At 44.0% G+C, this 26,481-nt stretch carries 19 protein-coding genes and 3 tRNA genes; 8 read left to right on the top strand and 14 right to left on the bottom strand.

Going from position 1 to position 26,481, the window contains the following annotated elements; translation table 11 throughout:
• The first annotated feature begins 1 nt into the window (after position 1).
• The 4 genes from AC1DBT_RS01625 (at position 2) to pknB (ending at position 6,740) form a co-directional block, all read left to right on the top strand.
• A complete protein-coding gene (locus AC1DBT_RS01625) occupies positions 2–415 on the top strand; it encodes an FHA domain-containing protein (RefSeq protein ID WP_061103308.1) in 414 nt (137 codons plus the stop codon).
• On the top strand, positions 412–1,764 hold the full coding sequence (locus AC1DBT_RS01620) for a Stp1/IreP family PP2C-type Ser/Thr phosphatase (RefSeq protein ID WP_480018340.1): 1,353 nt from the start codon (positions 412–414) through the stop codon (positions 1,762–1,764). The genes AC1DBT_RS01625 and AC1DBT_RS01620 overlap by 4 nt, the downstream gene beginning before the upstream one ends.
• Complete coding sequence (locus AC1DBT_RS01615; protein ID WP_480018339.1) at positions 1,761–4,649, top strand: FtsW/RodA/SpoVE family cell cycle protein; 2,889 nt, start codon at positions 1,761–1,763, stop codon at positions 4,647–4,649. The genes AC1DBT_RS01620 and AC1DBT_RS01615 overlap by 4 nt, the downstream gene beginning before the upstream one ends.
• Before the next feature lie 183 nt (positions 4,650–4,832).
• Positions 4,833–6,740, top strand: a complete 1,908-nt coding sequence (gene pknB, locus AC1DBT_RS01610) for a Stk1 family PASTA domain-containing Ser/Thr kinase (protein WP_480018338.1) — start codon at positions 4,833–4,835, stop codon at positions 6,738–6,740.
• Positions 6,741–6,881: 141 nt separating this feature from the next.
• Here the strand turns inward: pknB and AC1DBT_RS01605 are convergent, their stop codons facing one another.
• The 13 genes from AC1DBT_RS01605 to AC1DBT_RS01545 all read right to left on the bottom strand — a co-directional run bounded on the left by AC1DBT_RS01605 (position 6,882) and on the right by AC1DBT_RS01545 (position 21,551).
• Positions 6,882–8,963: an ABC transporter permease gene (locus tag AC1DBT_RS01605; protein ID WP_480018337.1), complete on the bottom strand. Its 2,082-nt coding sequence runs from the start codon at positions 8,961–8,963 to the stop codon at positions 6,882–6,884.
• Positions 8,947–9,822, bottom strand: a complete 876-nt coding sequence (locus AC1DBT_RS01600; protein WP_311438859.1) for an ABC transporter ATP-binding protein — start codon at positions 9,820–9,822, stop codon at positions 8,947–8,949. Before AC1DBT_RS01600 ends, AC1DBT_RS01605 begins: the two co-directional genes overlap by 17 nt.
• Positions 9,823–9,985: 163 nt before the next feature.
• Entirely contained in the window at positions 9,986–10,846 is an 861-nt protein-coding gene (locus AC1DBT_RS01595; RefSeq protein ID WP_416436822.1) for an ATP-binding protein, read from the bottom strand.
• A gap of 185 nt (positions 10,847–11,031) precedes the next feature.
• A complete protein-coding gene (locus tag AC1DBT_RS01590) occupies positions 11,032–11,727 on the bottom strand; it encodes a response regulator transcription factor (RefSeq protein WP_480018336.1) in 696 nt (231 codons plus the stop codon).
• Between the two features lie 302 nt (positions 11,728–12,029).
• Entirely contained in the window at positions 12,030–14,195 is a 2,166-nt protein-coding gene (locus AC1DBT_RS01585) for a heavy metal translocating P-type ATPase (protein WP_480018335.1), read from the bottom strand.
• 21 nt (positions 14,196–14,216) lie between these two features.
• Positions 14,217–14,522 (bottom strand): hypothetical protein, encoded by a 306-nt coding sequence (locus AC1DBT_RS01580; protein WP_061103317.1) that lies wholly within the window; start codon positions 14,520–14,522, stop codon positions 14,217–14,219.
• A gap of 464 nt (positions 14,523–14,986) precedes the next feature.
• A tRNA-Arg gene (locus AC1DBT_RS01575) sits at positions 14,987–15,062 on the bottom strand.
• Positions 15,063–15,125: 63 nt separating this feature from the next.
• A complete protein-coding gene (locus AC1DBT_RS01570; RefSeq protein WP_480018334.1) occupies positions 15,126–15,797 on the bottom strand; it encodes a hypothetical protein in 672 nt (223 codons plus the stop codon).
• A gap of 148 nt (positions 15,798–15,945) precedes the next feature.
• Positions 15,946–17,529 carry a sensor histidine kinase gene (locus AC1DBT_RS01565; RefSeq protein ID WP_061103318.1) on the bottom strand — a complete coding sequence of 528 codons (1,584 nt, stop codon included), beginning with the start codon at positions 17,527–17,529 and terminating at the stop codon, positions 15,946–15,948.
• 121 nt (positions 17,530–17,650) lie between these two features.
• Positions 17,651–18,376, bottom strand: a complete 726-nt coding sequence (locus tag AC1DBT_RS01560; protein ID WP_006302277.1) for a response regulator transcription factor — start codon at positions 18,374–18,376, stop codon at positions 17,651–17,653.
• An 82-nt stretch (positions 18,377–18,458) separates the two neighbouring features.
• Positions 18,459–19,748: a transcriptional initiation protein Tat gene (locus AC1DBT_RS01555; RefSeq protein WP_480018333.1), complete on the bottom strand. Its 1,290-nt coding sequence runs from the start codon at positions 19,746–19,748 to the stop codon at positions 18,459–18,461.
• A gap of 29 nt (positions 19,749–19,777) precedes the next feature.
• Positions 19,778–21,154 (bottom strand): adenylosuccinate lyase, encoded by a 1,377-nt coding sequence (purB, locus tag AC1DBT_RS01550; protein ID WP_480018332.1) that lies wholly within the window; start codon positions 21,152–21,154, stop codon positions 19,778–19,780.
• Positions 21,155–21,475: 321 nt separating this feature from the next.
• Positions 21,476–21,551 (bottom strand) — tRNA-Lys (locus AC1DBT_RS01545).
• Between the two features lie 398 nt (positions 21,552–21,949).
• Between AC1DBT_RS01545 and AC1DBT_RS01540 the strand changes: the two genes are divergently transcribed.
• From AC1DBT_RS01540 to AC1DBT_RS01525, 4 genes are all read left to right on the top strand, one after another.
• On the top strand, positions 21,950–22,711 hold the full coding sequence (locus tag AC1DBT_RS01540) for a hypothetical protein (protein ID WP_480018331.1): 762 nt from the start codon (positions 21,950–21,952) through the stop codon (positions 22,709–22,711).
• Positions 22,712–23,055: 344 nt separating this feature from the next.
• A complete protein-coding gene (locus AC1DBT_RS01535; protein WP_480018330.1) occupies positions 23,056–24,138 on the top strand; it encodes a MetQ/NlpA family ABC transporter substrate-binding protein in 1,083 nt (360 codons plus the stop codon).
• Positions 24,139–24,332: 194 nt separating this feature from the next.
• On the top strand, positions 24,333–25,487 hold the full coding sequence (locus AC1DBT_RS01530) for a methionine ABC transporter ATP-binding protein (protein WP_480018329.1): 1,155 nt from the start codon (positions 24,333–24,335) through the stop codon (positions 25,485–25,487).
• A 27-nt stretch (positions 25,488–25,514) separates the two neighbouring features.
• On the top strand, positions 25,515–26,249 hold the full coding sequence (locus tag AC1DBT_RS01525) for a methionine ABC transporter permease (protein ID WP_303869974.1): 735 nt from the start codon (positions 25,515–25,517) through the stop codon (positions 26,247–26,249).
• Positions 26,250–26,391: 142 nt separating this feature from the next.
• On the opposite strand, the gene AC1DBT_RS01520 is transcribed toward AC1DBT_RS01525, so the two are convergent.
• Positions 26,392–26,466, bottom strand: a tRNA-Gly gene (locus AC1DBT_RS01520).
• Positions 26,467–26,481: the final 15 nt, after the last annotated feature.

The raw sequence follows: 26,481 nt of genomic DNA, 5'->3' as shown, positions 1-26,481 counted from the left end.
CATGTTTGACCTCGTATTATTTGCAGGTCGAATCATATTAGTCGTGTTCTTGTACCTGTTTTTGTTTTTAGTTATGAAAACAGGAATAGGTCTTGTTAGACGACAGAGAACAGATGATGCGATTTGGTATATTGATTGCGAGAAAGGCAGCAAACAACTGCGCGGCTTGCATATAGACGTGCTTGGACCAGTGCTTATCGGGCGCTCTCCTTCATCGGATATTGTTATTGACGAGCCCTTTGTTTCGGCATCTCATGCGCGCTTTTCGCTGCAAGGCCCTGCATTGGTACTAGAAGATCTCCACTCAACGAATGGCACCCTTGTTAATGGATGCCCTATCGATGAACCTGTTGCACTGCGCGACGGCGATGAAATACAAATTGGAGATACCATCATGAAGGTGAATCGCCGATGAGATCTTTTCCCTTATCAAGAAAAGATTTGGAAGATTTTTTTGGCGCAAACGCAAAGAAAATTTCCCGTCTTGCGCATGTCAAAGTTGCCAATAGTCCTGGCCACGAATCAATTTCGGTAGAAAATAGAGAAGGTACCGATTCTAGGACTGGGACCAACGCACGCCTTATGTGGGGCGCGCGCACCGACGTTGGTTTAGTGCGCGAACATAACGAAGACTCGTTTTTGGTTCAACCTCCCCTTTTTGCAGTATGTGACGGCATGGGCGGTCACGCCGCAGGTGAAGTGGCAAGTTTTATTGCGGTTGAAACAATTGGAAAGCAAGCGCCTCATTGTGCAAACGATGTTTTATTGGGTGCAAGCGTTGAGGCTGCAAACACCGAAATTATAAATCAGGCAGCGCAAGGACATGGAAAACCAGGCATGGGCTGTACCGCTTCGTGCGCTTTAATAGAAAACAACAAAATAGCCATTGCTCATGTAGGCGATTCTCGCATTTATCTTTTGCACAACGGCTCCCTTGTTCGCCTTACGCACGACCACTCATATGTAGAAGAGCTAGTAGATGCAGGAGAGATTACGGCTGACGAAGCGCGCGTGCACCCATCACGCTCCATTATTACGCGCGCCCTTGGCTCTGATCCCGACATGTATGCCGATCACTTTAAGCTTGACATTAACACGGGTGACCGCATTATTATCTGTTCGGATGGTCTTTCATCTATGATAGAAGATGCAAAAATCGAGTCGCTTGCAGTTAGCGCCGTACATCCTCAATCCTGCGCAGATAATTTAGTTGCTGCAGCTCTTGAAGCTGGAGGACTTGATAACGTTACGGTAGTTGTCGTAGACATTAAAGACGACGGCGCACCGCAAAAAAGCAAACACATGCACATGAGGCGCCTGTACCTTGCAGGAGTGTGTGCGCTTTTATCACTTATTATGTGTTTGTTCATGGGTTTTATGGTTGTAAGTACATCTTGGTATTTAGGCATAAACAATAAAACCGTAGGAATTTATCAAGGGGTAAACAATAGGATTTTTGGCATACAACTCTCCCATCTGTCGGGTTCAACCTCTGTTGAAGTAAAAGATCTACCGCTTACCACGCAAAAAGACCTCGAAGGAGGGGTTCGCGTAGGAAGCGAGCAAGAAGCACGCAGTGTGGTAGAAAATTATCGTGATCAAATTGACGCCGAAAAAAGCGCAGCCGCTATAGCAGAGCAGCGCGCCTCGGAAGGAACATCTGCTGGTAGTAAAACTCCCGAAGCAGACGATCAAAAAGACACTTCGCCTACTCAAGATACCAATTCTAAATCCTCCACGACAACAAGTGAGGTGAACAAATGAGCCAGAACGCCAACACAAGACGAACCATGGAGCTGGGGCTGTTGATAGCAGCAGCTATTCCAACCACACTTCTTTACGCACTCTATATTATGAATGCACATGTAGAACTATCCGTATTTTCTTTGTCGGTTCCGCTAGGTTTGTTTGCGGCTTTTGCCGTGTCTCATCTTGCTGTCCGAATCTATGCACCAGGTGCCGATCCCGTTATTTTGCCAATTGTCTTTTTCTTATCAGGCACAGGCATTGCTTTTGTTACCAGACTTTCCCCCGAACTAGCAATTAGTCAGGTTTTATGGCTCTTCTTAGCTGTTGTTGCACTGGTAGTAACACTGGCTGTGGTGCCTGGCATAGAAAAGCTCTCCTCGTATAAATTTACGCTGGGGGCAGCTGGAATTATGTGCTTGCTTATTCCTATGCTTATAGGAACAGAGCGCGGTGGATCAAAACTTTGGCTCAGTTTTGGCGCGTTTTCATTTCAACCGGGCGAACTTGCTAAGGTACTTATCGTTCTCTTTTTATCCTTCTACTTAGCAAAAAATAGAGAATTACTTTCTGCTTCTGCTCTTCATATTGGACGCTTTAAAATCCCGCAGCCACGCATGTTGGCACCGCTTTTGGTAATGTGGGGACTCTCGCTGTTAATTGTCATCTTTGAGCGCGACTTGGGAAGCGCGTTGTTGTTCTTTGCGTTCTTTGTTGTTATGCTCTACGTTTGCACAGGCAGAGTAAGCTATGTCATTATCTCGCTTGCGTTGTTGCTACTTGGTGGAATCCTGTGTTATCACCTGTTCAGCCATGTACAAACACGCGTACAAATTTGGCTTAATCCTTTTAGTGATCCTAGCAACAAAGGCCTTCAAATAGTGCAATCGCTCTACTCACTTGCAGATGGTGGCTTGGTAGGAAGCGGTATTGGACGCGGTCTTGCAACGCTTATTCCAGTAGTTGCCTCAGACTTTATTTTTTCGGCAATTGGCGAAGAAATGGGCCTGTTAGGAAGTTCAGCCGTTTTACTTGCCTATGTTGTACTGGCAATACGAGGCCTTGCAACGGCAGCTCGTGCAAAATCAGATATTGCCGCATTTGCCGCAACTGGACTTACTGCCTCGCTTGTTATACAGGCTTTTATCATTGTTGGCGGCGTTACCAAACTTTTACCGCTTACTGGTGTAACTTTGCCTTTTATTAGCCAAGGAGGAAGCTCTTTACTGGCAAGCTTTATAATTGTTGCGCTTTTGCTTAAAGCAGGCGACGAAGGCACAGGCAGAAGCACTGATATTAACGTTTGCGAGCAAAGTTCTTCAATACTGTTGCAAGAAGACGAAAATTCATCTCATGCATCCGTGTTGCATGGCGCGCACGTACGAGGTGGTTTTAAGATCGATACGCCCGAATCAGGTATACTAGGAAGAGTTGCACTTGGAAATAGGCTGGTAAAGCTGGTTACCGCGTTTTGTATCCTTTTTGCGCTTCTGATTGCAAACCTTACGAACATACAAGTTATTAGCGCAAAGACATTCCAAAAGATGCCTGGTAACAACCATACCATTGCAAAAACATCAAATATAAAACGTGGATCCATCATCAGCTCCGATGGCGTTACACTGGCAGAAAGCGTTAAACAAAACGATGGAAAATCATATGTACGCAAACACCCCGAAGGATCGCTTGCAGCTCATACCTTGGGATATGCTTCCGTTCGATACGGTACGTCGGGTGTAGAAGCACGTCTTAACGATACACTCATTAACAACGGCAACTATACGTCACTTAACGATGTGCTCTTATCTTTGGCAGGAGCTGCAAAACCAGGGTCGTCGGCAGTACTTACGATAAACTCTCAAATGCAAAAAGTAGCTGAGAAAGCACTGGAAGGATACACTGGCTCTGTTGTTGCGCTTAATCCAACCACGGGGGCAATTCTTGCAAAAGCTTCCAATCCAACCTTTAACCCCGATAATCTCGACGAAGTGATGAGCAACTCAAGCACCAAAGGTCAATTACTTGATAGAAGCACACAAACGCTGTACGCACCTGGTTCTACCTTCAAAGTTGTTACTTTGGCTGCCGCTCTTGACTCAGGAATATCTTCTCTTGATTCAAAAATTTCAGCACCCGCAAAAATAACGATTGGCAACGGAGATCTCTCTAATTACAAAAATCAAGACTTTAATTACAAAAATCAAGACTTTGGACAAATAACACTTAAAGATGCGCTTAGATTTTCGGCGAATACAGCATTTGGTCAGCTGGGAACACAGGTAGGCGCTTCTAAACTGGTCAATTATGCACAAGGCTTTGGCTTTGGATCATCTTTAGGTCAAGACTTTACTACTTCATCTTCGCTTATGCCTAAGCCTTCAGAAATGACCGAATGGGAAACCGCCTGGGCTGCATGCGGACAGCCTGTAGGTATGCACGCAAGCCCCGCTGGTCCTCAAATCACCGTTATGCAAAATGCTGTTATTGCTGCAGCTGTTGCAAATGGCGGCGTGGTTATGAATCCATTTGTAATTGATCATTTACTCACCTCAGAAGGCGTCAGCACTTCTAAAACGCAACCAAAGGTTTTGGGTCAGGTAATCTCTGCGCAAACAGCCGACAAACTTAAAGAAGCAATGCTCGATGTTGTAGAACGAGGAACAGGCCAACCTGCACGCGTAAAAGGTGTAAAGGTTGCAGGTAAAACAGGTACTGCCGAAGTTTCGCCTCAGGTGTCAAACTCTTTGTTCATTGGCTTTGCACCCTTTGACAAACCAACTATTGCGATCTCGGTATGTGTAGAGGGATCCTCTGAGCAAGACGTACATAACAAAGCTGCTGCTATTGCAGGAAAAATTCTTGCAGGATGTCTAAACATACAAGCGTTAGGAGCGGCAAAATGATACGATTTTACCTGCTTTACCTGCGTTACAAACGCTTAGCACACCTGCCGTGTATGGTGCATAACAAATGGCACACGCACCAATCGTCTCAAACAAGGTGTACGCAAACAAGCGCGCATGTGCCGTATAAAGCGCTTCTACCATTACCTATAACAACATTAAACACAACAGATTGGAGTAACAATGCCCGATAAAGTTCTTGGTGGAAGATACATCATACAAGATAAAATCGGAACAGGCGGTATGGCTATTGTTTATCGTGGCATTGACAATCGCTTAGGACGACCTGTTGCAATTAAAACTATGCTACCCCAATATGCTGCCGATCCATCGTTTGCCGCACGGTTTAAGCAAGAGGCTCAAGCAGCTGCCGCACTTCAAAGCCCTTTTATTGTTTCGGTGTACGACTGGGGAAAAGATAATGACACGTATTTCATTGCTATGGAATACTTGCGCGGTACCGACCTTAAAAGCGGCGTTCGCAAACACGGAGCGCTCGATTGCAAAAAGGTTGCTCAAATTGGCTCCCAAATTGCGCAAGCGCTTTCGGTAGCACATCGTCACGATATTATTCACCGTGACATTAAACCGCAAAATATCATGGTTCAGCCCGACGGCAACATCAAAGTCATGGACTTTGGTATTGCGCGTGCAAAAAATAGTCACCTGACCACAGATAACTCGGTTCTTGGTACAGCGCACTATGTATCGCCTGAACAAACTCAAGGTAAGCCTTTAGGTCCTACAACCGATATTTACTCGCTGGGTATTGTTATGTACGAAGCGGCAACAGGTGTTGTCCCCTTTGATGGTGACGACGCTATTAGCGTTGCGCTTAAACAAGTTAACGAGCAACCCGTTCCGCCAAGTGCTCGCAACCCCCGCGTTGACCAAGCGCTCGAACGCATTATCTTAAAGTGCATGCAAAAAGATCCCAAAAATCGTTTTCAAACTGCCGAAGAAGTCTTTAAAGTATTGCGCGACTATCTGGCAGGCAAAATGACCGAGGTTAACAACGCAACAACTCAAATGCCTGTTATGGGTGCAAATGCTGTTTCGCCACTTAATTCAACTACCGCACTTCCGCATATTGCCAATAGTGCAACACAGAACAGAAAAAGTGCAACTCATCATGCACAGCTACGCGCGCAAGAAGATGAAAAACGCCATAAAAACAAAGTAATTGCAGGTGTTTTAGGTGGAGCTTTAGTTCTCATTGCCATAATTGTTGCCCTAGTAAACTATTTTATGGGTCAAGGCGCAACGCAAGAAGTTCCAAATCTTCTTAACCTCACACAACAAGAAGCTTTAATGAAGATAGATAATTCTAACTTCTTCCAGCGAGGTACGGTGAAAGAGGAATTTTCGTCAACCGTAGAAAAAGGAAAAGTTATCGACCAAGACCCCGATGCAGGTCACAAAGTTGCTAAGGGCACACAAATCAATATTGTGGTTTCAAAGGGAGCAGAACCTGCAGCCGATGTAACGGTTCCCGATCTTAAAGGAAAATCGCCTTCGGAAGCAGAGGCTATTTTGTCGAAGCTTGGTCTTAAAAGTCAGGCTGGTGACTCCGTTAACTCCGACGATGTAGAAGTGGGCAAAATTGCAGCCCAAACCCCTGCTGCTGGTACTGCTGCTAAAGCAGGAGACACCATTACCTATCAGCTTTCAAAAGGTCCAGACGAAGCCGATGTTCCTAACGTGGTAGGAAAAACAGAGGACGAGGCACAATCTACACTTCAAGCCGCAGGATTTAATGTATCGGTACAGCGAGAAGAATCCAACAAACCCGAGGGAACTGTTACCAAGCAAAGCGCAACAGGTAAACTTGCTCGGAAATCAACCGTTACCATTACGGTTGCAAAGGCACCTTCAACGGTAAGCCTGTCAACGCTTATCTCTAAAGGAATGGACGCTACCGAAGCCTCACAAAAACTCTCCGACGCAGGCTTTACTGTACGAGTAAAACGTCAACCAGATGCACTGGTGAAAAAAGATACCGTTATATCCTTCCCCGATAAAGCAAAGAAAGGACAAACGGTAACCCTTGTGGTTTCGGATGGCTTGCCACTTATCAACGACTCACACTAATACGTAGCAGCATAGACAAACATATGCGGAGCATCCACAACGGATACTCCGCATATTTGTAACCTTTCTAACCGCCGATAGCAATGTTTGCAGCGCTCAAATGTGTATCAATGCACCAACATGGCACTGACGTAACGCACCCTATCTTGTTTGCTTCCCTAACACTGAAGCGCGCATAACAACAAAGGTCATAAGGAAATACAGTGTATAGATAGCAAGAACAATACCAGCCGTAATAAAAAGCCATTGTTTTGCTTCGGCATCGGCACTCATAAGACGATAAAGGGCGTCCATTTCTTTCATAACACAAAATGCATGAGAAATCGCAAGCGAGCAGGGAAGCATAAACCATATACCCAGCTGCGTAAAAATAGTACCCGAGCAAGACGTGCGCGTGGCTCCAAGTTGAAGAAGCTTTGTATAACTTTCGCGCATATACGAAAGTTCGCTCAGCTGCTGAATAGAAAGAATGGCCGCCGAGATAATAAGCAGAATAATACCTGTATATACCGCCACAAACGTTCCCGTTACACGAATGGCAAGCGCTGCTTCAAGAATTTCATAGCGCAAGCTGGTATTCACTGCACGAAAATGGTATGCGTTATTTTGTCCTAAAATCCCTTGTGCATGTTTGTTGCTGTCTGCAAGCTCTTGCGAAAACTGCTCGTTGATTTCTTTGCTACTAGAATAGAACTGGGCAAAAAGGCGCGTTTGCTGTGGTTTCATAGTGCGCACCCAAGAATCTGGCACAATGAGTGAACACGGATTACTGGAAAGACCAGCAAGATCTGAGAGTTTAAGCTTTGGTTTTATGCGTACATTATGATACTTATCTGCTAACGTAAATGTCTTGCCCGACGCAGCTAAACTATCCGTTTGATCTGCCAAGCCAGGATATGACGCAAATCTCACTTCATTGTCGGCAAGTTCAATGGGCTGAAGACCAGCCAATGCTCTAAACCTGTTGTATTCAGAACATCCTACAAAATACACGGGATTAACAGCAACATCTATAGGAGCGCTGTCAATTGCTTTTTCTTTTGATAGACCGCAGTCTGAAATAAGGTTTGCTATGGTATATACATTGTCAGCTTCTCCCAAAGTATAGCTGGTAAGCTGTGCAGTTCCTCGTACAGTTGTATTCCAGGATGGAATCTCTTGTGCCATAAGGCTCACTAATTTATCTGTTTGTTCTGGTTCATACCCATCTTTGCAAATAAAATCTGCAAAAAAATCGGTAGGAGCCATCAGAGATTCTTGAGTACGAATCGAAGCAACTGCGGTAAAGCCTATGGAAAGTGTGCAGAGCGCAATAAAAATAGTTGCACAGATCATGGTCATAGAAATCCAAGAGGAATTAATTCTTGAGGCAAATTGACGTACTACATATAAGTTAAGCCCTCGGTAATAAAGAGGTTTGATTGCGCGCGCAATTTGGGTAAACGCTGTAGAAACCGAATAAAAGAAAAGCGCTGTTCCAAGCACTACCAATGCGGTGCAGCATAAGAAGGTTCCCCCGCCATTGACTGTGAGCACTTCATAGGAAAACATACGATAGGCTTGAGCAATGAGAAGAACCGATACAACAAACAGCGCCAAGGTAATCCATGGGTTTTTGATCTTAAAACGATCAGACGCAAAACTTGAGCGAAACAGCACAGACAACCTCGTACGCGAAATCACAAACGTAGCGCACAGTGTAGAAAGCACAAACACCGCGCCAAACATACAGGCGGTAAATATCATCGCTTGAGGTACCAAAAGAAAGTGGAACCGCTCAACGGGTGAATTAAAAAGCTTGAGAACAGCAAGCGAAGAAAATTGAGAAACAACAACGCCTACAAGCAAACCAACTATAAGTGCACATATGCCGACTATAAAATTTTCAATAAGAATCACAAACGCAAGCCTTGATTTTTTCATACCAAGCAGCAGATACGTTGCAAACTCACGAACACGACGACGCATAAAAAAGACATTGGCATACACAATAAGAATACCAATAACAATCATTAAAAATATCGAAAGCCCTGCTATTAGCTCTGCCATGCGTAACACAAGACGTGATGTTGAGCTGCTGAGTTCTACAAAAAACGCCTGATTAGTAAGCGTATTAAAAGAATAAAAGAGAGAAACCGAAAGCATCAGCGTTACAAAATAGACAGTAAAATCTTTTAAGGCGCGACGGAGGTTGCCCCATGCCAGCTTAATGTAAAGCAGCATCACTACCTCCTAAATACGACACAACGTCCATGATTTCCTTAAAGAACGCTTGACGCGATTTTTCGCCACGAACAAGCTCATTAAACACGCGCCCATCTTTAATAAAAATAATGCGGCTTGCATACGAAGCCGAAAACGGGTCGTGCGTTACCATAAGAATACTTGCAGAACGTTTATGGTTGATTTCCTCAAAAGACTCCAGAAGAATACGAGAATTTTTTGAATCAAGACTACCTGTAGGCTCATCCGCTAAAACAATTGCGGGATCAGAAATAAGGGCACGCGCAGCAGCAACGCGTTGGCGCTGACCTCCACTCATCTGATTGGGATATTTTTTAAGTACATCGGCAATGTTAAGTAGACTGGCCAGATTTTTAACCTTCTCGTCCATAACGCGCACAGAACATGCGCTTAAACATAACGGTAAAGCTATATTTTCGTAAGCGGTAAGCGTTTCTAGAAGGTTTGAATCCTGAAATATAAACCCTAGTTGCGTGCGCCGAAAACTGGCAAGCTGGCGGCCGCGCAAGCGCGTGACGTCTTGGTTGTTTACCGTAATAGTACCAAGTGTAGGTTTGTCAATGGTAGAAATGCAGTTGAGCAACGTACTTTTACCCGATCCCGAAGGACCCATTACGCCAACAAATTCGCCTTGCTTCATGGTAAAACTTACACCAGCAAGCGCTTTGGTAATATTGGTACGTGTACCAAAATATTTTTCTACGTTTGTGCAAACAAGCATAGAATCAGCACTTGAGGCATTGGCTCCTTTAGAAATGTTGCTGAAATGTGTGTGTGCAGACATACCGTGCACATCAGTGCGTGCCTCTTTGGTATGTAAGGCATGTTGAGCGGTCATTATTCCTCCTTATTGTGGTAGGTGATGATTACCTACTATTTCACAATGCGGCACATATCACCATAGAAGAACCTTACGGTATTCTTACGTTTTTATCACCTTGAGAATAAACAGGGATATTGCGAATAAGAGCGCTGTTACAGAATTGCTCATACGAACCTTATTACAAAACATCATGGAGTGACGAGCTAAAATAAATAGAAACGCAGGTGCCGCGTCCAACCTGCGACTCCAACGCAACACTTAGATTCATTTTGTTTGCAAGTTTGCGAACCAAATACAGCCCCATGCCCGTTGATTTTGCCGAGCGCCTTCCGTTTTCGCCCGTAAACGCTCTGTCAAAGACGCGCTCTTTGTCGCTGGCACTAATGCCAATACCCTCATCTTGAATAGAAAGACGTGTGTTCCATACGCCGTTTTCGCCTTGTGTGTGTTCAGCAGAAATTATAAGTTCAGCAGTTGTGCCGTTGGGTTTTCGATATTTTGCAGCGTTAGAGAAAATCTGCTCGATCATAAATTGAAGCCATTTTGCATCGGCTTCGACCACCACATCAAGATTGATGAGCTTTGGAGCAATACGAGCATCTATAAGTGTTTTTGCATACGATTGCAGAGCACGTGCTACCACGGTTTTAAGGTTGATCTCCTTAATAAAGAAGTCATTTGAAACCGAGCTACTCCGCGCGTAATAAAGCGCCTGATCAACAAGATGGTCTATACAGTCAACCTCAAAAGATGTATCTTCAACAAAACCACGATTTTTATTTTGTAGCAATAACTTTATTGCCGCAAGGGGCGTTTTTATTTCGTGTACCCATAATTCTGTATACTCTTTTTGATTTGAAAGCTCATCTGACATATTTTTAACTTCTTGATGCACAAGCCAAACCGTATGCCCCAGTGCATCACGCATTTCGCGAGGAAGCTCCTGTAAAAGCGTCTTAAAATTATCCTCGTCAAGCAAAACACGCGTATTTGGCAGGATTTGTAAATTCTTAAGGGCTTGCAAATGACGTGCATACAAAAGATAATCCCCTAGCACGCCAAAAAGAGTACACAGCAAAATACCAGACAACAAAACATTAATTAAATCCCATGTTATACCTAGCAAATAGAGCATAACGCTTATCAATACAACAGTGAAAACCATAGTAAAAAGAAGAAACGCTCTGCTGCGTATATATCCAAAGACATGCATAACTTACTCGCTTACTTTACTGAAGGTAAAATACAGTAGCCAAGACCTCGATGAGTTACCACGGCGTGAGGCTCACCAATATATGCGAGACGCTGGCGAAGATGAGAAACATTTACGGTAAGCGTGTTATCATCGACATACTCATCGCTTTGCCAGAGCGCCTCTTGGATTTGCGTGCGACTTACCACCTCTGTTTGACGCTGAATCAGAAGTGTTAAGATCTTAAGCTCATTTTTACTCAATTCAGTTGTTTTACCATGCGCGCTTACGGTGCATGTTTTTAAATTAAGCTCAATAGTTCCACACCTAAGAACCGATGCCTGCTTGTCCGACATGGGCATCACACGGCGCAAAACCGAAGCAATGTGTGCAAGCAATATTTGAGGATTATACGGCTTAGCGATGAAGTCATCTGCTCCGCTTGACAGACAAACAAGCTCGTCAAGCTCCGAATTACGAGACGTAAGCACAATAATTGCACCTGTTGAACTCTGGCGAAACTCGCGCGCAAGCACATTACCATCTACCGAAGGAAGCCCTAAATCCAACAGCAGTAAGTCAGGGCACGGCGATACAATTTCGTGCATAAGTTCATCGGGATTAGTAAAATTGCAAGGTGCATAACATTCATACGCATTGGCCTGCAAAAGGTGCACAAGCTCTAAACGTATTTGATTATCGTCTTCTATAACACATATCTTTGCCATAGCACAAACCTTTGTGACAGGTGTCTTGTGATTTTCCCCATATGCAGCACGCCTTGAAACCGAGCGCATGTTCGCTTTTGAGTGCTTATGTTATTTTATACTAAATTACCAGCAAGCGTTTTGGCGCGCCTTGTAAAGGCAAGGCATCACGTATACATACATGTATGTCCAACGTCGCGATCATACGCTTAATACAAAAACGACCTAAACACCTGGTCTAGGTCGTTTTGTTTGCGCTTGGATAGTGTCAGATACTCCCAAATAGCGATATCGTATTTCTGCGCCAACTTGCTTTGTAACAACTAAACAATACCTAGGCGTCTGTCGTCTTGAACTTCACGAGCTTGCGTATCTCTAAGCAGCGGCAACGTATTCCTTAATGTCACTGCAAAGGTAAAGCCATTATGCACGTACGCTGCATGAATCGCAGGAATTAAGCCAAGCAAACCCAGAACAATTAAAGACGTGTTAACAGCTACAATACCGTAAAAGTCTTCATGAATCCTACGCATAAGCAATGTTGAAATTTCATGCGCAATAACTGGCGAATTAAGAGATGTGTTATGAATAGAAACATCGGCAACCGCGCGCGCAATATCACTTGCATCGGACATAGCAATTGACACATCAGCGCAGGCCAGGGCAGGAGAGTCGTTAATGCCGTCGCCAACCATAGCAACACGATGCCCTTCCCGTTGGCATTGCTTAATGAATTCAGACTTGTCCTCGGGTAAGATTTCGGCGTGATATTCATCAATGCCTAAAGTTTGAGCAACCTCACGAGCCGTTTTTTCGCTGTCCCCCGTAAGCATAACAAGACGTTTTATACCAGCGCTTTTAAGTGCCGCAATCATAGCAGGCGCGTCCTCACGGATAGGGTCTTTAATGCTAAACACAGCCGCCAGCTCTGAGGCGCGCGACATGTAAATAAGCGTTCCTAAAGAACCTTGCTCGCGCTCAAGTTCTGCCAACCTCAAAGTTAGGTTTTGAGGCCTACGCACGCCCAAATCATCAAAGATAAAACGCGCTGAACCTATGCACACTTCTTCGTCACCCACATGGGTTTTAATACCGTGTGCAACTACATATTCAACTTTTGTATGAAGCTCTTTGGTATGATCAAGATTCAACTCTTCTGCAGCACGCGTGATAGACTTGGCAATGCTATGCGGAAAATGTTCCTCTATGCATGCAGCTATGCGCAAAGTTTCATCTTCGCTCAACTCGGTAAAGCTCAAAGTGCGGCTCAGCTGCGGCAATGCTTTAGTAAGCGTTCCTGTTTTATCAAAGACTACAGTATCAATATCAGAGAGAGCCTCAAAGAACTTGCCGCCTTTTACGGTAATTCCATAGCTAGAAGCCTCTTCCATAGCCGAAGCAATGGCAATAGGAGTAGAAAGTTTAATGGCACACGAATAATCTACCATCAATACACTAAGCGCCTGAGAAACCCTGCGCGTTAAGAGCAACACAACAAAAAATGCAGCAAAACTGTATGGCACCAAAGCATCAGAGAGATGTTCTGCCCTAGATTGCAAATGCGCTTTAAGCGCTGTTGACTCTTCAACCATGTCTACGATAGCGTCAATGCGCGCAGAACCTGCAGCAGCATTCACACGAACATAAATGTCACCATCTTCAACCGCAGTACCTGCATAAACGCTGGCACCTGTCTCTTTATGAGAAAGCCGCGATTCTCCGGTGAGCGACGATTCGTTGAGATCGGCAAAGCCCTTGATAATTTCGCCGTCTATAGGAAGCACGCTTCCCGACAAAACATGAATCACATCGCCTTTAACAACTTCATTGAGGTCAACACAGCGGTCTTCGTTATCAATTACCTTCCAAACTTTCTGCGCGCGCGTGATAATGCCGCTTTTAAGCGCAAGGCGAGAACGATACGAAACATGGCGCTGCACCGCGTCACTGAGGTCGAGCAAAAACATGATCGTTGCAACACTTATATATTCTTTACGGAAAATAGAAATGCCAATAACCGTAGCATCTAGGACTTCAACCTGCAGTTTTTTAGTGCGAAGCGTTTGCAGAGCTTTCTTTATAAACCCATAGGCTCTCATAACCACATACGCACAGAGCGCCGCTGGTGGCAAGGGCAAAAGCTTAATTACATATCTACGCGCAAACAAAAAAGCCAGCTCAACATAAAATCTGTTGTTTTCAACCGCCGCTTCAAACTCCACGGACCGCGCGTCAAGCGCGGCCTCTTCTTTTGTCGGGATATTCAATACGTCAAGCTGTCCAAAATACGCTAAAACATCTAAGCGTGCTTGTTTAGAGGTGTACTGAATAACAAATGCACAATTTTGAATATGTGCATGTGCCGAGGTAACCCCATCTATCGCAAGCAGCTCAGATGAAATTCCACGTGCTTCGGCAAGCGAAATATAACCCATATCACAGCGCAAACGCAGGCGCTGCGGTTGATCTGAACATATGTTAATTTGCATGGTACACCACTACAAAAGCAATTAATTTGCAGTGTCTTGTTGCTTGTCAAACTGTTCGCGTACCTCGTTACGTATACCCGGCTCAAGTTTTGCCAAACGCTGGCGAACGCATGCATCAATACGAGCCTCGCGACGCGCTTCAGCGCTTACATCTTGAGCCTCGTCCACAATATTTTGCAATTCGCGCGAGCAAACATCTGTTGCCTGTAGTCCCACAACAGTTGCTTTAACAGCAGCTTTACGAAGAACTCCACATTGTGCCAAACCAGCAACTACGCCTGTAGCTACTACACCTAATGCTCCAAAAACTAATGATGAGTGTTTCATGATACTTCCTTCCTCTTTGGGCAATTGCCCTGTGTATAAAGCGCGCGTTAAGTTTTCCACCACATATGGCAAAACTTTCGCCCCTCTCGATGTGGTGCCATATCGATGTAATACAGCAAACTTATGCGCGCGTGGCAAGGTTTACTCATCTACTCGTGAGCGCGAGTTAGCCTAAGCCTTACTTTTACGTTATGCTGTTTATTACCGTTTAGCAAGCAAAACTTTCTGAGAATACAAAAGAATTTTTTCTTTTTGAGGGCGCAATGCGTGTACCTGCACCAATAGAAACGCAGGTAAACCTCGGTAAACTCAAATATGAAGAAAGTAAGTAGGGGGTTAACTTATGGTTACTTTTATGGCGGCGCTTGGCGAGCGTGCACATGCAGCATCGCAAACGCATGCGGCACCACCGCTACATACGCAAAAATAAAACCCAAGCAACCACGCTTGGGTTTAATCTTAAATGGTGACCCCGATTGGATTCGAACCAACGACACCAAGTTTAGGAAACTTGTGCTCTATCCCCTGAGCTACGAGGCCATATACATGTATTGTATCATGCTCATATGCACCGCGCGCTTGACACGGCGCGCGTGCTTACAATTATTTCTTAAACGTGCGCTTAAGCCTATTCATAAAAGACGCCTTATTTGCGTGCTGATGCTCAATGTTATCTGCATCTTTATCAAGCAACTGATACACCTTTTTTGAAGTCAGCGCACTTACTTTTCTATCAACAGCGTTTCTAAATGGTTTTACAAATTTTAAATCATAAATAAATCCCAAAATTACCAGCGCATACGCCAAAACAAGGAGCACAACTTCTGCAATGCCTTCTATGCGATCCATTTGATACATGGCTTGCGGATTGTAATAATTTATAACCCATGACAAGGCAATACAAACAAGTCCTGTGAACAGCGTAATCCACAAAATGTTTTGACGCTTACGATACACAGGATCTTGATTAAGCAAAATACGAGATACCGCAACCCTTCTATCACGTTCATCACGCTCTGCGCGACGTTGTGCACGCTTTTCTACGGCAGTTTTTTGATGAGTTTGTTTTACGCTGTGAGCGTCTCTGACACCATACGCCTTTTCCTTTGCTGGCTTTGCCTGAGCAAGAGAGGCCTTCAGTGCACCCTTTTTCTCATCGTCCTTTTTGGATTTTGTTGGTTTGGCACTTGTTTTGTCTCCTGCTAACCAAGATGGAAGCGAACCTGCATCGCGTGCCTCGTCCATTGCATTGGTAATTGTTTCTTTAATTGACATAAAAACCTCATCCGCACTTCATTTTGTGTTTTAAGACCATGAACACATATGATTGTACCTAAAAAGTACAAGCACTGCCCCATAACTATGAAAATAATAACGCAATTTATTCAAGCATGCATACATATAAGAGAAAAGAGCTTGGCATTTAAGCTGTTTGCTGTGCCTTGTGCTCACATGGAATAGCAAGTGTAAATGTTGTGCCTTTGCCAAGCGTTGACTCTACTGCTATGCGGCCATTGTGTTTATCGATAATCTCTTTGGTAAGCGCAAGACCAATACCCAAACCGCCAGAAACGCGGCCACGACTTGCATCCGAACGCCAAAATCGAGCAAAAACACGTGGTATGTCTTCTTTTGCAATACCAATACCAGTATCACGAACAGAAATCAACACTTCGTTACGCGATTTACTAATGCTTACAATAACCCAGCCACCTGCTGGGGTATAACGCATGGCATTAGACATAATATTGGTGATGGCTTCTCTAATAAGATCGCTGTCCATCTCAATCATGCATTCGTGTTCAGGGATTTTGTCATCAAACTTGAGGCGCAAATTGCGTTCAGCAAAAAGCTGTTCTTGCATAGAAACAAGACTTTTAACCATATACACTGCGTCAGATTTTTCAATTTTAAGAGCACGAGTACCGTTTTCGATACGAGAAAGCCTTAGCATTGCGTCCACCAAACGAGACAAGCGTCTTACTTCTTGTGCAACTGTCTCATAATGCTCATTATCAGCAGGAAGGACACCATCTTGCATGCCCTCAACCGTTGCAAGCATTGCCATAAGCGGCGTGCGAAGCTCGTGCGCCACGTCAGAAGTAAGGCGGTGCTCAAACTTAATATCGCGCTCTAACTCAGACGCCATTGAATCAAACGTTTCGCCCAAACGTCCAATCTCGTCATCACCTGTTAAATTGGTGCGCGCCGTAAGGTCACCGTTGCGAATCTGCGCTGCAGTGGACGTAATTTTTTTAATTGGTTTTACAAATACATGCGACGCAGCATACGACAAAGCACACGCCAACAAAATTGCAATGACCGCAGCTGCAAGAATAGCTCCATAGGAGTTTTTCCTAAACACATCATCACTTTTAGTAATAAGCGTTTCCGAGCCAAATGCCCACAACCTCACGTTGCCCACATATTCGCCACTATTGTCAACAATATCTGCAGTAGCCGTTGCACGCTCTCCCTCGGGAGGTCCCCCTACCTCAGAAGCTGAATTGCTTTTATCGCTTTTAGAATCAACAATTTCAATGTGATCCGCATTATCGCGCGCATAAGAACTAGCAGGTACATTTCCATAAATAAGCTGCCCGTGGGCATCTACAATTTCTATACCAACGTCTGAAGGAACGGGAAACGTTAAAGACGAACTGCGTATAAACGTAGATTTCCAACCACCAGAAACACTGTATTGCTTTCCAAGCGAAAGCGCAATTTTTTGCGCCATGTGTTGCATACCGCGTCGTGTATATGTTTGAAATTGGTCTTCCCACACAACCGCCAAAACAATTGAAAGAATAACAGCGGTCATAAAAGCGGTGAGGGCAAAATATATGGTCAAGCGACCCGTTACTGTTTCAGAAGGACGAACCCTATACGGAGTATGAGACATGGTATTAAAAGACACCTTAGAGGCACCTTGACCGTCTTCTTTAAGATTGTCATACATTTGTTCTTCAAGCTTTACATACGACGTTATTGATGGTTTGTTTTTCACTGATACAATCACCTATATTCCGAAAAACTCATCTACGCTATATCCACACCACCCAATAGCTTATAACAGCTCTTTATATAACTCGTGCACATGCTTTTAACATGTGCACGCGTGCAAACGTCTATTCTTGATGTGACGGCGCATCTTGAGATTGCGGAGCTTCAAAACGATATCCAACACCATGAACGGTATACAGCCAACGCGGATTACGTGGGTCATCGCCCAATTTTGCGCGAAGGTTTTTAACATGAGAGTCTATAGTGCGCTCGTAGCCTTCAAAATCGTAGCCCAAAACTTTTTCAACAAGCTCCATGCGTGTATAAACACGACCAGGAAAACGAGCAAGTGTGGTTAAGAGCTTAAATTCTGACGCTGTTAAGTCGATTTCTTTATTCTCAACCAATACTTTATGACCCGAAATATCAATGACAAGCTGGCCAAAATCAAGAACCTCAAGTGCAGGCTCTGATTCGGTGTGAGCACGTCTGAGCAACGCGCGAACACGTGCAACCAGCTCGCGTGGTGAAAACGGCTTAATAAGGTAGTCGTCTGCGCCTAATTCAAGGCCAATAATACGATCTTCTACCTCGCCTTTTGCAGTAAGCATAATAATGGGTACATTAGATGTCTCACGCACCGCACGACATACACGCTCACCAGAAAGCTTAGGAAGCATAAGATCCAAAATAATCAGGTCAAAGGAATGTTTTTCAAACTCTTCAAGCGCGCTTTGACCGTCGCCAACACTACGCACAAAGTAGCCTTCGCGCTCAAGATACGCGGCAACAGCATCGCGAATGGTTTTTTCGTCTTCTACTAAAAGAATACGTTTCTCATCTGAAGCCATATACAGCCTCCTTTAATGTTTATCGTCAAACAATGGTTCTGATAGTAGTTTAACATCAAAATAAACTTCTAACAGCACTATTCTACACTCTAAATTGCCTTACTAAAACATTTTTAGGATATCCGGTTGTTTTATCCTTAATAGTTGCATATGTTACCACGCTGTTTTGCTCACCTGTGCACGCAGGATATTCACCATAATCGGTGCAGCGGTTAGAAGCGGCCAAAATGGAGTAACTTTTTTGAGCAGTGTCAACTACAAAATACGAAGCCTTACTCCGCACAATAAATGTATTATTGTTTCCAACAACGGGGGCAGATGGCTCACGAGGCACTACGACAAACCCCTTATCGCGAGAACCTATATATGTTCCCATTTTTCCCAGCAAACCCCCGCTTTGGTGATTTGCTTCAATGGAAAACGCAAAAAGCGAGTTAATATACGTTGCGTATAGAGGTGCCACAGAAGGCGGCAAAAACAGCTCGTCTTGTTGCTTTTCCATAGAATCGGTCAACGAATAAACGCGCATAACATACAGCGGCGCTGACTTTGTTTTAACTTTAGGAACAATGACCACCAAGTCTTTAGAAAAGGTGGGTGCACATGCAAAACGCGAAAGCGATTCTACAACCGAAGCCGCTTTATCATCGCCCAATTTCCATAAATAACAATAGGAATTTTCTTTTGCACGAGATCCTTGCGGTGAGGGAGATACTTGCCATACAACATAGTTTTCGTGAACACAAAACTGTGCAGGAAGATAATCGGCATCCGCTTTCCAAAGTTCACTGACCTGACCATGCAATTTTCCGTCGGCAAACGCCGAGGCATACAGTGTCCAGTCACGCGTAACGATATCAAACTCAAGCCATACAAACACCTTATCCGACATGCGAACATCGTAAATAACGCAATTTGTTGAGTTCTTGCCATAGGGTTGTTCAAGCACTTGAACAAGCCGAGCAGTTTTTGTATTGAATGCCGACGCTTTAATAGCAGGCGTTGCAGAAGTTCCAGCAGTTGTAGCCGCAATCCATACGCCGTCCGAAGGATACAACATGTTTCCTAACGGCAACTCCCAATTTCCTGTTTGTTTAAGGTTAAAATCAACAGCCGAATATTTGCTTTCGTTTGTTTGAGGATCAATGATATATTCCGCTTGGGCGTCATCCACAACCACGGGGCTTTGCGGATCATCCACGGCGCGATGCTTACACCCTCCTGCAGATAGCGCAATACACGCCAGTGCACTAGAAGCCGCTGTTGCACACGTTGCGCGAAAAAAAGCGCGGCGTGAAAACAGAGCGCGCGGCTTTTGCGCAGACGCATGTTCTACACTGCCCTTTGTTTGATGACCAAAAACTTGTGCCATAAAAGCTAATCCCTTAAGTTATTGTTACGTTATTCACCGCTGGTTTTTTCATGACAAGCACATGTGAAATCAAGCGCTTGCAAGCGATCAAACACAATAGAGGTGTGTGTTAAAAATTGTTGCGGATCAAAAATGGTATCTAATTCATCGTCAGACAAAACACAAGCGGGATCTGCTTTGAGCTTTTCCTTAAACGACGTGCCTTGCTCACACTCTTGAATTTCTTTCCATGTTTTCATTGCACAAGATTGAACAATTAGATACGCGTCCTCACGCGTCATACCCGTATCTACCAGGGCAAGCAAAACTTTGGACGAATAAATAAGACCGCGCGTTTTGTTGAGATTTGCCAACATGCGTTTGGGGTACAAAACAAACCCATCAACAATACGAATTAAGCAGGTGAACATATGGTCAAGTGCAATAAAGCTATCGGCAAGTGCTACACGCTCATTTGAAGAGTGGCTGATGTCGCGCTCGTGCCACAGCGCAACATTATCATAAGCTACCTGCGCGTTTGCCTTAACAACACGAGCCAGACCACAAACTTTTTCTGCGGTAATAGGATTTCGCTTGTGAGGCATGGCGCTTGAACCTTTTTGTTTTTTCTTAAACGGCTCTTCAACCTCAAGCGTATCCGTTTTTTGTAATCCGCGAATTTCGGTAGCAATACGCTCACAGGTTGCGGCGCAAACCGCCAAAACACTTGCAACATATGCATGGTGATCACGGCTAATAACCTGCGTAGAAAGCGGATCTACTTTAAGATGCAGTTTTTCGCACACCATTTGTTCAACGCGTGGATCTATCGAAGAATACGTACCAACAGCGCCCGAAATAGCTCCGTACGACACGCTTTCCTGCGCATTGTTGAGACGGTTTAAATCGCGTTTAAGCTCTTGAGCCCAGCTTGCAAATTTCATACCAAAGGTCATGGGCTCGGCATGAATACCGTGGGTACGCCCTACGCACAACGTTGATTTTTCTTCAAACGCGCGGCGCTTACAAATTTCACCCAAACGAGTAACATCGTCTTTTAGAATATCAAGCGCTTGCGAAAGCATATAACATAAAGCCGTATCACCCAGGTCGGTGCTGGTCATACCAAAGTGCACCCAACGACTGGGATGTGGGGCATCTGCAGGAACATCTTTATCAATATAGGACGCCATATTAGTAAGAAAGGCAATAACATCATGGTTTACCTGCGCTTCAAGAGCGTCAATCTCTTCTTTATTACAAGCCGCATGAGCACGAATCCACGCCGCCTCGTCTTTGGTAATGCCGATAAGCCCTAATTCTGCTTGTGCTTCACAGGCACATACTTCTATTTCTTTCCAGACGTTATATTTGTTTTCAAGAGAAAAAATATGCCCCATAGCAGGTTGAGTATAACGGTCTATCATAAGAGAACCTTTCTTACCAAGCCCTTGTAAAATAATGTACGTGTTAAGTATACCAACGATATATGTTCTAAAAATAAAAACAAAAAATATTAAATAAGCGGCAATAAATAAGTAACGAAGCCCAGCCTGAACGCTCATTTGCTTAAATTTATTATTGCGTGTTAATTGCATGAGAATTTTTTGGCTTATCGGGCAAAATCTGTCACACCAGTTAAACACGCTTTTTTACACTTTGCAACACTTAGCGCACTTGATGAATATTTACGTATTAAAATGTTTGCATTTGCGCTGGTAAAATAGGGTAAAAAGAGAGAAAAAAGGTGGTGGGTCGTGTGGGAATCGAACCCACGACCTTGGGATTAAAAGTCCCCTGCTCTACCAACTGAGCTAACGACCCAAAATGTCTACCATTCATAGACAACAAACTCTGTAACGATCATACCATGACCTCAAGTAAGCTCAACTATTTTCTTACAAACCAACTGTAATTACATCGAAAATCTCAAAAAACCTTCAATTATGGAGATAATTCCATATGTTCGCTTTGGTAGTGGGCACATGCAATCATTCACGTGCAGCCGTTCAGAAGCAGTGTGCACGATTAGACATCACCTGAACACCAACTAAACCATCTTTAAGGTGCAGCGCGTTGTATAGGCGCTGCTCACGCCATACAACCATAGACATAGCCGAATACAGCGCTTTTCTCATAAACCGTTTGCCGTTTGATGCTTTTAAAAGCCGTTCTTTACCGTTACCATTACTATGAACGTACCAGTAGTTTAAGGAGCACATATGCCGCAATACGGCTCAAACACAGCGCACCGCCCTTCATCAGATCAAGGGCACAACTCAGCACAACAATCTCACAGCACTCTGCGTGTTGTTCTTGCTTTTATTATTGGTGTAGCTGTAATGGGTGCAGCTTGGGGGCTCTATACTTTTATGACATCATCAACCAACACCAATAAAGCAGGTACACAAATGACATCTGATGAACAACCAAACAGCAAATCCCCCAATACAAATGCAGATACGTCCCAAGCTCCAGATAAACGCCAACAAACTGATGTTCACAACGTTTATGCAGAAGCATTGAAGCACCCTGCAACGTACCTCAAAAAGAAAGACGGATCTTCGTTTAAGTATTATCGCTACCTTGTTCGCGATGCAAGCTCGGATAAAGTAGATGACCTTATTCTTATTGGCTCAGATGAGCCAGGAACCGATCCCAAAACATTTAGTATCGCGCTATGCTTTGCCGAAGGTAAAAAGATTGCGCAGCCAGCGCACGTGTTTGAATTTTCACCTTCTTTAGGCGATACGTATTACCTGTCCACCAATAAAAAAGACGATACATGCGCCGTTACCAGTGTTAAAGGATCTACCTACACATCTGATTTATATGCGCGCTTTGATGGCTCGTATCGCAATGTAGAACATAAAGTTTATCAATCGAAAAATACGCCTCAAGATTTTTCTGAAGATAGGTGGAATAAGGTTGATATCCAACAATCTCTGCCTTCAGACGATTTAACAGGTGTTGCTCAGTTTTAAAATCATGAGTACACAAATTATATACACACGATATACCAGGCAAATCACAAATTTCATAAGGAAAGTGCGTTAATTTTGGCGCAATTTGTACCCAAGTCACTTACGAATGAGCACTTATGTAGAAACTATTAATTTGTTGCGAAATATGTACATAATTCTCAGAAATTTACGTTTTTACTTTGTTTCGTAAGAAATTGTGTGTATTATGCTTACCAACGTAGTTTACAAAGCTATCGTGTGAACATATGCAAAGGAAATTCAATATGAACATGAGTTTTATTTTGCATAGTTCACCATCTGACCAACTGGCTACATACGTAGTCACGTAATTTGAGGAGGCGTTTATGGCTCAGATAAAAGATACCAACAGTCACAACCAGCAAAGTGTGCAGAGTTCCATGCAAGATAAGAAGAGCCAGAGCATGTGCACCTCAAACGAAAGTGACTCAAAACAAAGTGCCCAAAGCTTATTTGACGATGATATAAATGATGTTGTGCGTACAGACACCTCGCGTAGAACATTCATTTTAGGCGGCCTTGGACTTATAGCAGTAGCTCTTGTTGGCGGCGGTATTTATCTGCATCAAAGCACCAAGAGCGCGCAAGCAGCCGAAAAAGGAACCAAGAACAATCCTGTTATCATAGGTACCGTTGGCTCCAATGATCCACAGTGGAAAGTCTTTTTGAAAAAATGTGAAGAAGCTGGCATTGCGGTTGAGCTCAAGAATTTTTCTGACTACACTTCGGCAAACCCAGCCCTTGCACAAGGAAGCCTTGATCTTAACTTGTTCCAGCACACGCTTTATTTAGCAAATTACAATGTTAAAAACAACCAGGATCTTCAACCAATTGCTGGCGACGCTGTTGTTCCTTTGGGCTTGTATTCAAAAACATACCAGAAGCCTGCCGACATTCCAGCAGGATCGCAAATCACGCTTCCTAACGACGAAACCAACCAAGCTCGTGCGTTGGGCGTTTTAAGTGCTTGTGGTCTTATCAAGCTTAAAGGCGAGTGGAATGCCCTCGTTACACCAAAAGACGTGGACGAAGCGGCTTCTAAAGTTCGTGTTGTTCCTGTTGAAGCAGCAAAAGTGGCAACTTCTCTTCAAGATCCTTCTGTTGCAGCAGCTGTAATTAACAATACGTTTACCAAAGACGCTGGCTTAAATCCTCAGGATGCCATTTTTGCCGATAGTGCAGATTCGCCTTCATCAAGACCTTATATCAACGTATGGGTTGCACGTAAAGAAGACGAAAACAACCCTGTGTTCAAAAAGGTTACCGAAATTTGGCACGATAAGGAAGTCTCAGACGCAGTTATCGAGCACATGCAAGGTCAAGTTATTGTTAACGATGACCCCGCAGACCTGTTGAAACAAGATCTTGCCGACTTAGAGCAGCGCATCAAAGAAGCACAGACCAAATAATACGCATACGCGAGGTTTAACTTGTTACAACAAGTTCAGCGTTACAACAGGTTCAACTTGTTACAAACCTTGCAAAATAACCTCGCAAACTTGTATCTAAAGTAAGTACAATAGATATGCGTGTGTAATTTCAATAACGTCATATGCGGCTCACCCATATGCTATGGGTGAGCCTTGCAGGTATAGAGGTAACTATGGAAAACCCTATTATTTCAATCAATCACGCTCATAAAACCTTTACTCAAGGCGGAAAGTCAAAGTATACCCACACGGCGCTTGAAGATGTATCGCTCTCAGTCGAAACAGGCGATATCATGGGTATTATCGGATATTCGGGTGCAGGAAAGTCTACGTTGGTGCGCCTTATTAATGGTCTTGAAAAAGTGGATAGCGGTAACATTTCTGTCTTTGATAAAGACATTACACACTTAAGCGAAACACAACTTCGCCCCTTCCGCCAAAAAATTGGCATGATTTTTCAGCAGTTTAATTTATTTTCATCTAAAACAGTTGCGCAAAATATTGCATATCCTTTGGCGCAAGATCGTTGGCGTCGCGATTTTCAAGAACGACGCGTTGCAAAGCTGCTAGATTATGTTGGTCTTAGTGAATATGCACATGCATATCCTTCGCAGCTGTCTGGTGGACAAAAACAGCGCGTCGGTATTGCGCGAGCGCTAGCGCTGCAGCCAAAAATCTTACTTGCAGACGAGGCAACAAGTGCACTTGATCCCAAGACAACGCAAGAAGTGCTTAATTTACTTAAGCGCGTAAATGCCGAGCTTGGGATTACCGTTGTACTTATCACGCATCAAATGGACGTTGTTGCAAAAATTGCTAAACATGTAGCCGTTATGGAAACAGCACGCATTGTTGAGCAAGGTCCGGCTTTTAAGATTTTTGCACGTCCGCAAACGTCAATTACACAAAATTTTGTGCGCGCAGCTGTTGATTGTGCACCCACCAAAGAAGAACTTGAGGTTCTGCGTACGCAGCATCCAGGACGCCTTATAAGCGTTATCATGCGCGATGCAGACGCTCTCAATGGCATTGCCTCATCAGGAGATCACATTTCAGCAATGCTCACACACAGAAGTATTACCAATGCTATTTTGTGCGGTGGCGTAAAAATGATAGGAGACAAGTCGTTAGGAACATTTACCTATGAACTTTACGGTGATTCCTCGCGCATGGATGAGTATATATCCGATCTGGCACGCGAAAACACCATTGTTGATTTTGGTTCGGCAGAACATCCCGTACCCTGGTCTAAGGCATATGAAGCCTATCAAACTTTGGACGAAAAACGCTGTAGTGCATATAGCAACACCACTACAGACGCCAACTAATAGCTAAGCTACGTAAAAGAGGTTATTATGTCTTCTCAATTTCTCAATCATTTGTGGGTTACACAGGCAAGCACGCTAAATTCTGCCGCATGGATGGATTTTTCATCCTATGTTGCAGATGGCGAATTTATACGAGCACTTATTGAAACGCTGCAGATTGTTGCAATTACCCTCGTTGCAGGCGGTATCATCGGTATTGCTGTAGGCGTTGTATTATGGGGATGCCGTAAAGGTAGCTTATTTGAAAATGTTGCGGTATATAACATTGTTGATGTTTGCATAAATCTTATACGCCCTATTCCGTTTATCATATTTTTAGCAGCCATCCAACCAGTAACTATTGCGCTTATTGGAACCTCCATTGGAACAGCAGCAGCTATATGCCCCATGATTGTTGCGTGTTCTGTTGCGTCATCACGTTTGGTGGAGCAAAATCTTCTTTCAGTAGATTCTGGTGTTATCGAAGCCGCACGATCGATGGGCGTATCTAAATGGGGAATCGTCAAAACCGTTCTTATACCCGAAGCTCTGGCTCCGCTCATTTTAAGTTATGCGTTCTTGTTCATAGGCGTGCTAGATATGAGCGCAATGGCTGGATATATCGGTGGTGGCGGTCTTGGTAACTTTGCTATTGCTTATGGATATCAAAAGTTTAATCCCTACGTCACCTGGACTTGCGTAATCATCATGATTGTACTTGTTCAGCTTGTACAATTTATCGCTAATCGCCTTGCAAATCATTTACTTAGAAGAACAAAATAGCTGTTTGAGGCGTTTGGATAAGGCTGTTGTATAAGGCGTTTATATAAGCTTAATCAATGGGCTTAACGTTAAAACCCCAAATCAGAGTCAATCATACAAAATACGCTCTTGCTGAAAGTTTCAGCAAGAGCGTTTTATTATCTGGAGCGGGCAACGGGATTCGAACCCGCGAATGATGGCTTGGGAAGCCATTGCCTTACCTCTTGGCGATGCCCGCGCAATAGAGCGCCTC

The sequence above is a fragment of the Fannyhessea sp. C0108B2 genome (assembly GCF_056583915.1).
Note: the sequence above shows the minus strand (reverse complement) of the source record. Positions and strands in the feature narration are given on the sequence as shown.

Coding starts and splice junctions, on each gene's coding strand:
- AC1DBT_RS01625 (WP_061103308.1), top strand. CDS start 2: ATGTTTGACCTCGTATTATTTGCAGGTCGAATCATATTAGTCGTGTTC.
- AC1DBT_RS01620 (WP_480018340.1), top strand. CDS start 412: ATGAGATCTTTTCCCTTATCAAGAAAAGATTTGGAAGATTTTTTTGGC.
- AC1DBT_RS01615 (WP_480018339.1), top strand. CDS start 1,761: ATGAGCCAGAACGCCAACACAAGACGAACCATGGAGCTGGGGCTGTTG.
- pknB (WP_480018338.1), top strand. CDS start 4,833: ATGCCCGATAAAGTTCTTGGTGGAAGATACATCATACAAGATAAAATC.
- AC1DBT_RS01605 (WP_480018337.1), bottom strand. CDS start 8,963: ATGCTGCTTTACATTAAGCTGGCATGGGGCAACCTCCGTCGCGCCTTA.
- AC1DBT_RS01600 (WP_311438859.1), bottom strand. CDS start 9,822: ATGACCGCTCAACATGCCTTACATACCAAAGAGGCACGCACTGATGTG.
- AC1DBT_RS01590 (WP_480018336.1), bottom strand. CDS start 11,727: ATGGCAAAGATATGTGTTATAGAAGACGATAATCAAATACGTTTAGAG.
- AC1DBT_RS01585 (WP_480018335.1), bottom strand. CDS start 14,195: ATGCAAATTAACATATGTTCAGATCAACCGCAGCGCCTGCGTTTGCGC.
- AC1DBT_RS01580 (WP_061103317.1), bottom strand. CDS start 14,522: ATGAAACACTCATCATTAGTTTTTGGAGCATTAGGTGTAGTAGCTACA.
- AC1DBT_RS01570 (WP_480018334.1), bottom strand. CDS start 15,797: ATGTCAATTAAAGAAACAATTACCAATGCAATGGACGAGGCACGCGAT.
- AC1DBT_RS01560 (WP_006302277.1), bottom strand. CDS start 18,376: ATGGCTTCAGATGAGAAACGTATTCTTTTAGTAGAAGACGAAAAAACC.
- AC1DBT_RS01555 (WP_480018333.1), bottom strand. CDS start 19,748: ATGGCACAAGTTTTTGGTCATCAAACAAAGGGCAGTGTAGAACATGCG.
- purB (WP_480018332.1), bottom strand. CDS start 21,154: ATGATAGACCGTTATACTCAACCTGCTATGGGGCATATTTTTTCTCTT.
- AC1DBT_RS01540 (WP_480018331.1), top strand. CDS start 21,950: ATGCCGCAATACGGCTCAAACACAGCGCACCGCCCTTCATCAGATCAA.
- AC1DBT_RS01535 (WP_480018330.1), top strand. CDS start 23,056: ATGGCTCAGATAAAAGATACCAACAGTCACAACCAGCAAAGTGTGCAG.
- AC1DBT_RS01530 (WP_480018329.1), top strand. CDS start 24,333: ATGGAAAACCCTATTATTTCAATCAATCACGCTCATAAAACCTTTACT.
- AC1DBT_RS01525 (WP_303869974.1), top strand. CDS start 25,515: ATGTCTTCTCAATTTCTCAATCATTTGTGGGTTACACAGGCAAGCACG.